We start from the raw sequence: 12,340 nt of genomic DNA, 5'->3' as shown, positions 1-12,340 counted from the left end.
ATGAAATAGAGGTTTTAAAATGATTCCGTATATTAAACGTTATGTAAAAAACTTTGATTATCCGTTATTCTTTGTTTATTTGTTACTTTGCCTATTTGGTTTAGTAATGATATATAGTGCTAGTTTTGGTTGGTCGGTTCTTAATTATGGTTGGGAACCCGACTATTTTTTTAACAAGCAAAAGCTAAACTTATTACTTTGTATTCCAGTTTTCTTCCTGACTGCTTTTTTTCCGTATAAACATTATAAAAATAAAGTTGTAATGCAGTTAATGCTACTCGTGATGTTTACGCTTTTATTTTTAGTGCATTTTATTGGTTCGGGTGGGGAAAGTGGTTCACAGAGTTGGATTCACTTAGGTTTTGGTAATATTCAACCATCAGAAGTTGCGAAAATTGTAATAGTTTTATATTTTGCAGGGATATTTACGAAGAAATATGAAAATGGAACATTAGATAAACTAAACGAATCTGTTGGGCCGCCTCTCATCGTGTTATTTTTTGTATTTGTGTCAATTATGATGGAAACAGATGTAGGAAATACAATGATAATTAGCTTTGTTGCAATTTCTGTAATTGCTGCTAGTGGAATAAAATTTAAGTCATTTTCCAAAATTATTGGATTAATTGGTATGGTAATTACATTAGGTCTCGTTGCGATTTACTTGATGAAGGATACTTTATTGACTCCACATAGAAGAGGCAGACTAGAAGCTTTCTTTAATCCTTTTGATTATGAACAAGGCTATGGCTATCAGATTGTAAATGGTTATATTGCGATAGGTTCTGGTGGTTTAAAAGGTTTAGGGTTGGGGAACTCGAATCAGAAATTTGGATATCTTCCGGAACCACATACGGATTTTATAATGGCAATTATTGCCGAGGAACTTGGGATTATAGGGGTATTAATCGTTTTATTAGGACTGTTTTTTCTTGTATTTAAGGCAATAATGATTGCCATCACTACAAAAGATCCTCAGGCTCGTATGATAGCTGCTGGAATTGGTAGTATTATAGGATTTCAAACATTTGTTAACTTAGGTGGCATGCTGGGAATAATCCCACTTACCGGAGTGCCTTTACCGTTTATCAGTTACGGGGGGACCTCCATTATATTGTTATCCGCAGCAATGGGGATACTGATGAATGTCTCAATGTTTGTAAAGTATGAGAAAACCAAAGGATAAGATAAGGGGTGTAGGGATGAAAAAAATCAATAAAATAGTAGTCGCTAACAGAGGGGAAATAGCGATTCGAATTTTCCGGGCTTGTACAGAGTTAAATCTACGTACAGTAGCTATTTATTCAAGAGAAGATATTGGCTCTTTTCATCGATTTAAATCAGATGAATCTTACTTGGTTGGAGATGGAAAAAAACCAATTGACGCTTACTTGGATATAGAAGATATTATCCGAATAGCGAAAAAAAGTAATGCTGATGCTATTCATCCAGGATATGGTTTTCTTTCAGAGAATGTTGACTTTGCAAGACGTTGTGAGGAAGAAGGCATCATCTTTATTGGACCTACATCAGAGCATCTCGATATGTTTGGAGACAAAGTTAAAGCACGTGATCAGGCTGTGAAGGCTGGTATACCTGTTATTCCAGGAAGCGATGGTCCAGTAGAAAATTTGGAAGATGTTCGTGCGTTTGGTAAAGCACATGGCTATCCGCTAATGATTAAAGCTTCTCTTGGTGGCGGAGGACGTGGAATGCGTGTCGTTCAAACAGAAGAGGAATTGGATAGTGCATATGAACGTGCAAAATCAGAAGCAAAGGCGGCATTTGGATCAGATGAAGTGTACGTAGAAAAATTCATTGATCAGCCAAAACATATAGAAGTCCAAATTCTTGGAGATAATCAAGGTAATCTCATCCATTTGTATGAACGGGACTGTTCGATTCAAAGAAGACATCAAAAGGTGGTAGAGATTGCTCCTTCTAATTCTTTGAGTTCCGAATTACGAGATAGCATTTGCCAAGCTGCAGTTCAGTTGATGAAAAATGTATCTTACATAAATGCAGGAACAGTTGAATTTTTAGTAACGGAAAATGATTTTTATTTTATTGAAGTAAATCCTCGTATACAAGTAGAACATACGATAACAGAAATGATTACTGGTGTTGATATTGTACATGCACAAATCAAAATCGCTGATGGTTTAGCTTTAAACAGTGAAGAAATGGGAATTCCGAGTCAGGATAATATTCCACTCTTTGGTTTTGCGATTCAGTCACGTGTAACAACAGAAGACCCATTGAATAATTTTATGCCTGATACAGGAAAGCTTATGGTTTATCGGTCAGGTGGTGGTTTTGGTGTACGCTTAGATGCTGGAAACGGGTTTCAAGGAGCTGTTATCACTCCTTATTATGATTCATTGTTAGTGAAGGTTTCGACTTGGGGCATGACATTTAAAGAAGCTGCAGCTAAAATGGACAGAAATTTGCAGGAATTCAGAATAAGAGGGATAAAAACTAATATTCCTTTTTTAGAAAATGTTGTAAAGCATCCAAGCTTCCTTTCAGGAAAATTTAATACAAGTTTTATTGATTCAACTCCTGAACTATTTTTATTCCCTAATAGGAAAGACCGTGGAACAAAGCTATTAAATTATATTGGTAATGTTTCTGTTAATGGTTTTCCTGGTGTGGAGAAGAAAAAATCTAAACCTATTTTTAGTAATGCAAGAAAACCAAAAGTTGACTTAACAACAATACCTACAATTGGAACAAAACAAATTTTAGAGCAACATGGCCCAGAAGGGGTAGTCAACTGGGTGAAGGAACAAAAAGGTGTATTACTAACAGACACAACTTTTAGGGATGCCCATCAGTCACTTCTCGCGACGCGTGTTCGATCGTACGATATGTTTGAAATAGCAACAGAATCAGCCCATGGGATGCATGACTTGTTTTCTTTTGAAATGTGGGGAGGAGCTACGTTTGACGTTGCCTACCGTTTCTTAAAAGAGAATCCATGGGATCGTTTACTAAAAATGCGACAAATGATTCCAAATGTTCTTTTTCAAATGTTATTCCGAGGGGCAAATGCTGTTGGATATAAAAACTATCCGGATAATGTCATTCGAGAGTTTATTCAAGAGTCGGCAGAAGCAGGTATAGATGTATTCCGAATTTTTGATAGCCTGAACTGGATCAAAGGGATGGAAGTTGCAATAGATGCTACTCGACAATCTGGAAAGATAGCTGAGGCGGCTATATGCTACACAGGAGACATTTTAGATGACTCACGTGCCAAATATACGGTGCAGTACTATAAAAATATGGCAAAAGAGTTAGAAGCCGCAGGAGCGCATATTTTGGCGATTAAGGACATGGCGGGTCTATTAAAGCCAGAAGCGGCTTTTAGATTGATTAGTGAACTTAAAAGCACAGTGGATCTACCAATTCATCTGCATACACATGATACAAGTGGAAACGGAATTTATATGTATGCAAAAGCTATAGAAGCTGGAGTAGATATTGTAGATACGGCTTTAGGTGCGATGGCTGGTTTGACATCTCAACCGAGCGCAAGTACATTGAGTTATGCGTTAAAAGGGAGCAACAGAGAAGTTATCGGTGATATAAATGCTTTTGAAAAGTTATCCTATTATTGGGAAGATGTACGTAAATACTATCAAGATTTTGAAAGTGGAATGATGAGTCCGCATACAGAGATTTATGTACATGAAATGCCAGGAGGACAATATAGTAATCTTCAACAACAAGCAAAGGGTGTAGGACTAGGCGAACGCTGGGAAGAAGTAAAAGAGATGTATTCTCGAGTTAACTTACTCTTTGGAGACGTGGTAAAAGTTACGCCTTCATCTAAAATTGTTGGGGATATGGCGCTGTTCATGGTACAAAATAATCTGGATGAAATTTCAGTGATAACACGAGGAAAAACGATTGATTTCCCTGACTCTGTTATCGAGTTTTTTGAAGGGTATATTGGTCAGCCGTACGGTGGGTTCCCAAAAGAACTGCAAGAAGTAATATTAAAGGATCGTCAGGCAATTACAGTAAGACCTGGAGAATTACTGGAGCCTATTGATTTTAAAGCAGTGAGAGAAGAATTATTCAATAAACTAGGACGCCCTGTAACGAGTCAAGAAATTTTAGCATATACGCTTTATCCTAAAGTATTCGATAAATATGCTACTACAGAAAAGAACTTCGGAGATGTTTCAGTACTAGATACACCCACTTTCTTATATGGCATGAAGCTTGGAGAAGAAATCGAAGTAGAGATTGAAGTAGGAAAGACTTTAATGATTAAATTGGTTTCTATTAGTGAGCCAACTCACGATGGCAACAGAATTATCTACTTTGAATTGAATGGTCAGCCACGTGAAGTTTCCATTCAAGATCTGACAATCGAAGTTAGTCATTTGTCTCGACCGAAAGTAGATGTAACTAATGAGCAACATATAGGTGCAACTATGCCAGGTACTGTACTAAAAGTAGCTGTTTCGATTGGAAGTAAAGTGAAAAGAGGGCAACACTTACTTATTACGGAAGCAATGAAGATGGAAACAACAGTTCAAGCACCTTTCAACGGAGTAATTAAAGAGATTCATGTAGTCGCAGGAGAAGCTATTTCCACTGGTGATTTATTAATTGAAATAGAAAAAGAATAATTATAAAGACTGTTTGATATAAATTGTCAAACAGTCTTTTTGATGTGAGTAAAACTATTTCCAGCATAAACGACTTAGACGTCGCAAGAGCGCGAAGGATGTGAGAGCGACAAAGGAGAGATTCATACTGGGTAGCGTGCGGCAAGCGCATATACGAATTTCTAATTTCTATGGAGCGGAATCATTGGGCTTAGGTGAAAGGGGAATCTACTCTTTATTGGCATTCGCGCTGGCCGCACGTCCGCAAGTGCCGCTGTATGCACTAGCGTATTTCTCTGTTTCATATGGCTGGCAATGCGCGAATACCAGTATCTTCTCTAATAATAAAGTAGATTCTGTTATATGGTTGTTAATCAATAATCCTGAGTAGGCTTATCTTTTTAATGGATTGTTTCAATTTAAACTGATGCATCCAAGATGTGCGCGTTACTCATCGCAAGAGGCGAAAAATGATTTCCCGGAAAGGTTGTGATAGCGACAGATGAGCGATTCATTCAACGGAGGCTTAGACGTAGCGTGCGGCAAGTGCACATACGTTTCCAACTCTTAATCTCTATTAGGAAATATCAATTATATTAAAGTTTAGACTAGTAGCTAATCTTAACGAGATATACCAAAAAAGCGTGGAGAGAAGGACAACGTCTCTTCTCTCCACGCTCATAGGAATTGGTTTAGTATCTTTAATTGTCACTAGCGAACAGTTAATGATCAAATAAGGACAAAGGTGAATCGGCTTATTATTTTTTCATCCGACTTCTAGATAAAAGTAAAATCATATAGCAGAGCAATCCGAAAAGTAATGAAACAAATAAAGAATGCAATAATGCGATATAAAGATTAAGTTTAGTTAATACTACTAGCATACCAGTAGAACCTTGTAACAGAACAAGAATTAATGCAATAATCCAGCCCCAATAAAGAGCACGTTGATCTTTATAGTTCTTAATTACATGAATAGCAATAATCAATATCCATATGATTATCAAGCCAGCTGCAGCACGATGCCCCATCTGAACCCACTCATATAAATTGGTAGGTAGTGTAAACTCGTCATTTCTACATAAAGGCCAATCTTTACAAACCAAACTTGCCTCTGTGTGCCTTACTAATGCACCAGTATAAACTACTATATATGAATATAATGTGACTCCGATTGTATGAAACTTTAAAGTTTTACCAATTCTAATTTTATCTGTGTCAAATTTTCTATCAACTTCAAAGACCAGTAAGGTCAATAATAAGACTGCTGCAAAAGAAATGAGTGATATTCCAAAATGTAGTGCTAGAATGAAATCGCCTTGACCCCACTTAACTTGTGCTGCTCCAATTAAAGCTTGTAGAACCAAAAAGAAAATTGCCATAAATGATAAAAACTTTGTTTCGCGAACATTTCCCAATGCACGCCATGCCCAAACTGCCAAAGCTACAATAAGTATTCCAACAGCACCTGTAACAAGTCTGTGTGAAAATTCAATAAGTACTTCTGTCGTTATTTCATCAGGTATTAGTTGTCCATTACAGCCTGGCCAATGTCTACCGCAACCCATTCCACTGTCGGTTTTGGTTACAAGAGCTCCACCTAATAGAATGAGAAGCATACCAACTGTAGAGGCCACAGCCAACCATTTTAAACTTTTGTGAATGTGCAATATGCCACCTACTTTATGTATCTTGATCGTCTTAAAAAGACGGTATCTGCCTTTTGATAATATCGAAACATAGAAGAAAATACAATGTTTATCATTTAATGAATAGGGTATGATAATGCCATTTCACAAATTGTTCATAAATTCGTGCCTTAACCTTCACAAATAATAAAAAGAAATGATTTACTATTAATATTGTTGTATTGTTTAGGAGAATCTTTTAATACTTATAAGTCGAAAAACATATTTCGCTATAGAAATTAGAGATGATTTTCGATATAGTAAAAGATAGCGGAATATGCTTACAACTTTGAAAGGAGGGGGCAGCATGTCGAATAGTCAATCAATTACCGCGAATACCGAGACTGACAAAAATCCAGAAACAGCGTCATTCATTAAAGACTTTCTTGCACTTATTAAGATTGGGATTGTAAATTCAAATCTAATAACGACGTTTACTGGTATTTGGTTAGCTTTTCAATTTACTAACCGAAATTTTCTTCATGAATTAGATTTGTTGTTCTACACACTATTTGGGGCGGCTTTAATTATCGCTGGATCAGGTGCGATGAATAACTATATTGATCGTGATATAGATCCTATTATGAAGAGTAAAAGAGCAAGACCAACTGTTACTGGAAGGTTTAATCCTACGGCCGTGCTGATAACTTCTCTTACTTTGTTAGTTGTAGGTGAAATTTTGTTATTTATGGCTTCAACTTCTGCGGGAGTTTGGGGACTTGCTGGTATCATTAGTTATGTAGTTCTTTATTCCATGTGGTCAAAAAGAAAACATGTGAGTAACACAGTAGTCGGCAGTATTTCTGGTGCAATTCCACCTTTAATTGGATGGGGAGCAGTAGAACCTGGTTTAAGCCTTGGAGCTCTAGCTCTGTTCTTAATAATGTTCGTGTGGCAACCACCGCACTTTTATGCACTAGCTATGAAACGAACAGAGGAATACAGAGCAGCTAATATTCCAATGCTTCCAGTTGTAAAAGGATTTGAACGTACGAAGCGTTCTATGCTTTTATGGGTAATATTCTTATTCCCATTACCATTTTTGCTAATGGAACTTGGAACATTCTTCATCGTATTAGCTACAGCTCTTAATATAGGTTGGCTCATACTTGCTATTAAAGGTTTCCGAGCTGAAGACGATTTGAAATGGGCTACTCGTATGTTTGTTTATTCATTAAACTATATGACCATCCTGTTCGTATCAATGATAATCTTCTCTATCTTTATTTAACTACTGGAATTCTTTCTTTAATCAATAAGAATTCATATAGAACAGAACCACAGTCCAACTGCACATGAATACAACTATGAAAGAGGGGTTTGATTTAGCTATGATGAAAGGGCTTAAAAAATGGCGACTTTTTTCACTGTTAGCAGCTCTTACGATTTTTCTATCGGGTTGTGGCGAAGAATATCTATCTACGCTTACACCTGCAGGACAAGTCGGAAGGGATCAATTTAACTTACTATTACTGTCATCTGCTATTATGGCTTTAGTTATTATAGTAGTAGTAATTATTTATGTTCTTGCACTAGTGAAATTCCGTCGTAAAAAAGTAGGAGAAAACGTCATTCCAAAGCAAGTGGAAGGAAGTCATACTCTAGAAATTATTTGGACAGTTATTCCTATTCTTCTATTATTAGTACTTGCTGTTCCAACTGTTTATTTAACTTATAAGCATGCGGATGTCGCAGGAATGGAAAAAGTAGATGAGGAAGGTAACAAAACAGCAGTTACTGTAAATGTTACAGCAAAATTATACTGGTGGGAGTTTGAATACCCAGATTTAGGTGTAGTTACTTCTCAGGAATTAGTAGTTCCTACTGATGAAAAAGTGTACTTTAATTTAAAAGCTGCAGATGTTAAGCACTCATTCTGGATTCCATCAGCTGGTGGTAAAATGGATACAAACGTGGAAAATGTAAACCAATTCTATTTAGAATTTGATGAAGCTTCTGCTGGATTAGAACAAGGCGTTTTCTATGGTAAATGTGCTGAACTTTGTGGTCCTTCACATGCTTTGATGGATTTCAAAGTTAAAACTATGGAAAGAGAAGATTTTAACGCATGGGTAGAGTCTGCTAAAACAACAGAACCTACTGCTGAAGGCGAACTTGCTAAATCTGGTGAAGAAATCTTTAACACAAGTTGTATCGCTTGTCATGCAACTTCTGCTGCAGGTACTGGTGGTGGAGTAGGTCCTAACTTAGCTGCATTTGGAGACCGTAACCGTGTTGCAGGATTCATGGAGCATAACGAAGAAAACTTAAAAGCTTGGATCAATGATCCACAAAGTCACAAACCAGGCAACCTAATGCCACAGCCTGAAGCAATCAACAATGGCAACAAATTTAGTGAAGAGCAATTAGATGCTCTTGCGGAATATTTAATGGGATTATCTATTGAAAAGTAAATCAATAGATAAAAATAAAGGAGGTTAAAGTTGTGAGTTCAATCGCTAAGAAAAAAGGCTTTGGCGCAACTTTATGGGACTATTTAACAACGGTTGACCATAAAAAAATCGCTGTCCTTTACCTCGCTGCCGGCGGATTGTTTTTTGTAATCGGTGGTATCGAGGCAATGCTTATTCGTATACAATTGGCAAAACCGGACAATGATTTTGTAAGTGCTGGTTTATTTAACGAAATTATTACAATGCATGGTACAACAATGATCTTTCTAGCAGCCATGCCAATATTATTTGGATATATGAATGCTGTTGTGCCTTTACAAATTGGTGCACGTGACGTTGCATTCCCATTCTTAAATGCACTTGGTTTTTGGTTATTCCTTTTTGGTGGTATCTTCCTTAACCTATCTTGGTTTATGGGTGGAGCACCTGATGCTGGATGGACTTCTTATGCATCTCTATCGCTAGCATCCGAAGGTCATGGGATTGACTTTTATGCACTAGGACTTCAAATATCCGGTGCCGGTACATATATAGCCGGTATTAACTTTCTTGTAACAATTATTAATATGAGAGCTCCTGGTATGACATACATGCGTATGCCATTAATGACTTGGACTACATTTGTTGCAAGTGCGTTAATATTATTCGCTTTCCCACCTTTAACAATTGGATTATTTTTCTTAATCTTTGACCGTATGTTTGGAGCAAACTTCTTTGACCATACAATGGGTGGTAATACAATTATTTGGGAGCATTTATTCTGGATATTTGGGCATCCTGAAGTATATATCTTAATATTGCCTGCATTCGGTATTTTCTCAGAAATCTTTGCAATATTCTCACGTAAACGTTTATTTGGTTACTCATCCATGGTATTTGCTACAGTATTAATTGGATTCTTAGGATTCATGGTTTGGGCTCACCATATGTTTACAGTTGGATTAGGACCAACAGCTAATGCGATTTTTGCTGTTGCTACAATGGCTATTGCTGTGCCAACAGGTATGAAAATCTTTAACTGGCTTCTTACGATCTGGGGAGGTAGTATTAAAGTAACTACTCCAATGCTTTATGCATTAGGATTCATTCCTTCATTCGTAGCAGGTGGGGTTACTGGTGTTATGCAAGCTGCAGCACCTCTTGACTATCAGTTACACGATTCATACTTTATCGTTGCCCATTTCCACTATGTAATCGTTGGTGGGGTAGTACTGGCAATCTTAGCAGCATTGCACTTATATTGGCCTTTAATGTTTAACCAAATGTTAAGTGAAAAACTTGGTGTATGGACATTCTGGTTCTTCTTTATCGGTTTCCATCTTACTTTCTTTATTCAACATTTCTTAGGTCTAATGGGTATGCCACGTCGTGTTTTCACTTATGGAGCAAATCAAGGTTGGGATCTATTCAACCTAATCAGTTCAATCGGTGCGATTTTCATGGCAATTGGTGTAATCATTTTAGTAATCAATATTATCATTACAGTTGTTAAGAATGTTCCTGTTGGAAGAGATCCTTGGGAAGATGGCCGTACATTAGAATGGGCTATTCCACAACCAGTTCCTTTTTATAACTTTAAACAAACTCCACTTGTTCGTGGACTTGATACTTTCTGGATTGAAAAACAAGAGGGTAATAAAGAAGGTATGACATATGCAGAGCCACTATCTGATATTCATATGCCAAATAACTCATTTATTCCTTTTGTAATGTCACTTGGATTATTCGTAGCAGCATTCGGTGCTCTTTACAATGGTGAAAAATCATGGGCAGTTCCAGTTATCGTTCTTGGATTAGCAATTACATTACTTTCAATGGCAGTACGTTCATTAAAAGATGACCATGGTTTCCATATTCACAAAGAAGATTTAATGAATGAAAAAGGGGGTAATTAATAATGGACTTTAATACGAAGTACACCCCACAATCTTGGCCAGATCATCCAGAGCAAGTAACCTTAGAAGGTAAAAACAAATTCGTAGGTTTCTGGCTGTTTCTAGGTGGAGAAACTGTACTATTCGCTAGTTTGTTTGCTACTTATTTGGCTCTTAAAAACAAAGGGCCAAGTGGTATGGAGTTTTCAACTCAATCTTTATATGAATTACCACTTGCCTTTGTTATGACGATGTTACTTCTTACATCTTCTCTAACAAGTGTGTACGCAATGTACCACATGAAGAACCATAATTTTAGAGGAATGCAAACTTGGTTAGCGATTACTGTATTACTTGGTTTCGGATTCTTAGCATTAGAGATTTATGAGTTTTATCATTATGTACACATCGGATTTACTTATGGACAAAGTGCGTTTTCATCAGCGTTCTTTACATTGGTAGGAACGCATGGTCTTCACGTTGTAATCGGTTTAGGCTGGATTATCTTATTGATTATCCGTAATGCTAAACGTGGTTTTAGCTTGTATAATGCACCAAAATACTATACTGCTTCTTTATACTGGCACTTCATCGATGTTGTGTGGGTATTCATCTTTACAGTAGTATACTTGATGGGAGTTGTTGGTTAATATGTCAAACGACGCTCACGTATATGTGAAATCACAAACAGAGTATGAATATACTCGCCGCAAGAGAAGAGAAGATATGCGTGCTCAAGTAACAACATTTGCAATAATGATTTTCTTGACACTTGTTTCATTTACTTCAGTTGCTGCAGGTTTTTCAAAATACTATATTGTTCCAATAATTTTATTGTTGGCTGCAATTCAAGTAGTATTGCAACTTTATTATTTCATGCATATGAGTGAAAAGGGTCATGCTGTTACAACGTTCTTCTTATATACAGCAGCCACTATTGGCTTTACAATGCTCCTTACATTCTTAACGATTATTTGGTGGTAATATTAAAACGAGACTAAGTTTATGCTTAGTCTCGTTTTTTTATAATCACTTTTAGAAAGCGAGCGCAGAACCATTCGGGCAAACACGTTAAAAAAAAATATGGATTAGTTTGGAGAACCCTCTGCTCGATTCCTGCCGAAAAACGAGAAAGACAGGACCCAGTAGGAGCGTAGCGAGGGCACTGAAAAAATCTATAGAATTTGAATTTACTACATAATATCGTCCAATAAATAAGAAAATCGTTGAAATGGTTCCCTTTCCGCGGGCGTTGCCTTAGCCTCCTAAGCCAACACGATGTTGGTCATGCAATCGTTGCCGCAAAAGTTATTTTGCGACGAGCTTTGCGCAGGACCAGGATGCGGTGAACTTAGATTGCGTTCCCCTCAACTGCGGGGTCTTCGGCTAACACTATTTCCGCAGGAGTGTCGCCTTTTTCAACGATTTTTTATAAATATTAATTGAAAGAATGTAAGTGATAAAAACTTCCACTATTAATTTCATAATGATTTCCTAATTGTAAAGCGGATAAGAGTTAATTGTAGTGAAGGCGGCGACTCCAGCCGGAATAGCAAATGTTTTCTGCACCGAAAGCGAAGCGGCAGGTGCATGAGGTGAAGACCCTGGACTGAGCGTAGTGAAATTAATTTTTGCGACGAGCTTGCGCAGGAGCATTGTTTTTTTGCGACGAGCTTTGCGCAGGAGCATTGTTTTTTACGACGAGCTTTGCGCAGGAGCATTGTTTTTTGAGACGAGCT

8 protein-coding genes are annotated in these 12,340 nt (G+C 37.1%); 7 read left to right on the top strand and 1 reads right to left on the bottom strand.

What is annotated here, in order from left to right:
• Window positions 1–19: 19 nt before the first annotated feature.
• Entirely contained in the window at window positions 20–1,186 is a 1,167-nt protein-coding gene (locus P2Q73_RS04190; protein ID WP_053590136.1) for an FtsW/RodA/SpoVE family cell cycle protein, read from the top strand.
• A 16-nt stretch (window positions 1,187–1,202) separates the two neighbouring features.
• Window positions 1,203–4,646: a pyruvate carboxylase gene (gene pyc, locus P2Q73_RS04185; RefSeq protein ID WP_275784270.1), complete on the top strand. Its 3,444-nt coding sequence runs from the start codon at window positions 1,203–1,205 to the stop codon at window positions 4,644–4,646.
• A gap of 737 nt (window positions 4,647–5,383) precedes the next feature.
• Here pyc and P2Q73_RS04180 read toward each other — a convergent pair.
• Entirely contained in the window at window positions 5,384–6,289 is a 906-nt protein-coding gene (locus tag P2Q73_RS04180; RefSeq protein WP_481747138.1) for a COX15/CtaA family protein, read from the bottom strand.
• A 331-nt stretch (window positions 6,290–6,620) separates the two neighbouring features.
• On the opposite strand from P2Q73_RS04180, the gene cyoE reads away from it, so the two are divergent.
• The 5 genes from cyoE to ctaF all read left to right on the top strand — a co-directional run bounded on the left by cyoE (window position 6,621) and on the right by ctaF (window position 11,585).
• Window positions 6,621–7,544 carry a heme o synthase gene (gene cyoE, locus P2Q73_RS04175; RefSeq protein ID WP_053590133.1) on the top strand — a complete coding sequence of 308 codons (924 nt, stop codon included), beginning with the start codon at window positions 6,621–6,623 and terminating at the stop codon, window positions 7,542–7,544.
• 100 nt (window positions 7,545–7,644) lie between these two features.
• Window positions 7,645–8,727, top strand: coding sequence for a cytochrome c oxidase subunit II (gene coxB / locus P2Q73_RS04170; RefSeq protein WP_056827420.1), 1,083 nt, complete (start codon window positions 7,645–7,647; stop codon window positions 8,725–8,727).
• A 32-nt stretch (window positions 8,728–8,759) separates the two neighbouring features.
• The gene (locus tag P2Q73_RS04165; protein WP_056827418.1) at window positions 8,760–10,622 is read left to right on the top strand and encodes a cytochrome c oxidase subunit I; all 1,863 of its coding nucleotides are present in this window, start codon (window positions 8,760–8,762) and stop codon (window positions 10,620–10,622) included.
• Between the two features lie 2 nt (window positions 10,623–10,624).
• The gene (locus tag P2Q73_RS04160; RefSeq protein WP_053590130.1) at window positions 10,625–11,251 is read left to right on the top strand and encodes a cytochrome (ubi)quinol oxidase subunit III; all 627 of its coding nucleotides are present in this window, start codon (window positions 10,625–10,627) and stop codon (window positions 11,249–11,251) included.
• A 1-nt stretch (window position 11,252) separates the two neighbouring features.
• The gene (gene ctaF / locus P2Q73_RS04155; RefSeq protein ID WP_056827416.1) at window positions 11,253–11,585 is read left to right on the top strand and encodes a cytochrome c oxidase subunit IVB; all 333 of its coding nucleotides are present in this window, start codon (window positions 11,253–11,255) and stop codon (window positions 11,583–11,585) included.
• Window positions 11,586–12,340 lie beyond the last annotated feature (755 nt).

It is taken from the genome of Bacillus sp. Cr_A10 (assembly GCF_029222665.1).
GTDB lineage: Bacteria > Bacillota > Bacilli > Bacillales_A > Planococcaceae > Psychrobacillus.
Note: the sequence above shows the minus strand (reverse complement) of the source record. Positions and strands in the feature narration are given on the sequence as shown.

Bases quoted from the DNA above. Each gene is read 5' to 3' on its own strand.
- P2Q73_RS04190 (WP_053590136.1), top strand. From the start codon at position 20: ATGATTCCGTATATTAAACGTTATGTAAAAAACTTTGATTATCCGTTA.
- P2Q73_RS04160 (WP_053590130.1), top strand. From the start codon at position 10,625: ATGGACTTTAATACGAAGTACACCCCACAATCTTGGCCAGATCATCCA.
- coxB (WP_056827420.1), top strand. From the start codon at position 7,645: ATGATGAAAGGGCTTAAAAAATGGCGACTTTTTTCACTGTTAGCAGCT.
- ctaF (WP_056827416.1), top strand. From the start codon at position 11,253: ATGTCAAACGACGCTCACGTATATGTGAAATCACAAACAGAGTATGAA.
- pyc (WP_275784270.1), top strand. From the start codon at position 1,203: ATGAAAAAAATCAATAAAATAGTAGTCGCTAACAGAGGGGAAATAGCG.
- cyoE (WP_053590133.1), top strand. From the start codon at position 6,621: ATGTCGAATAGTCAATCAATTACCGCGAATACCGAGACTGACAAAAAT.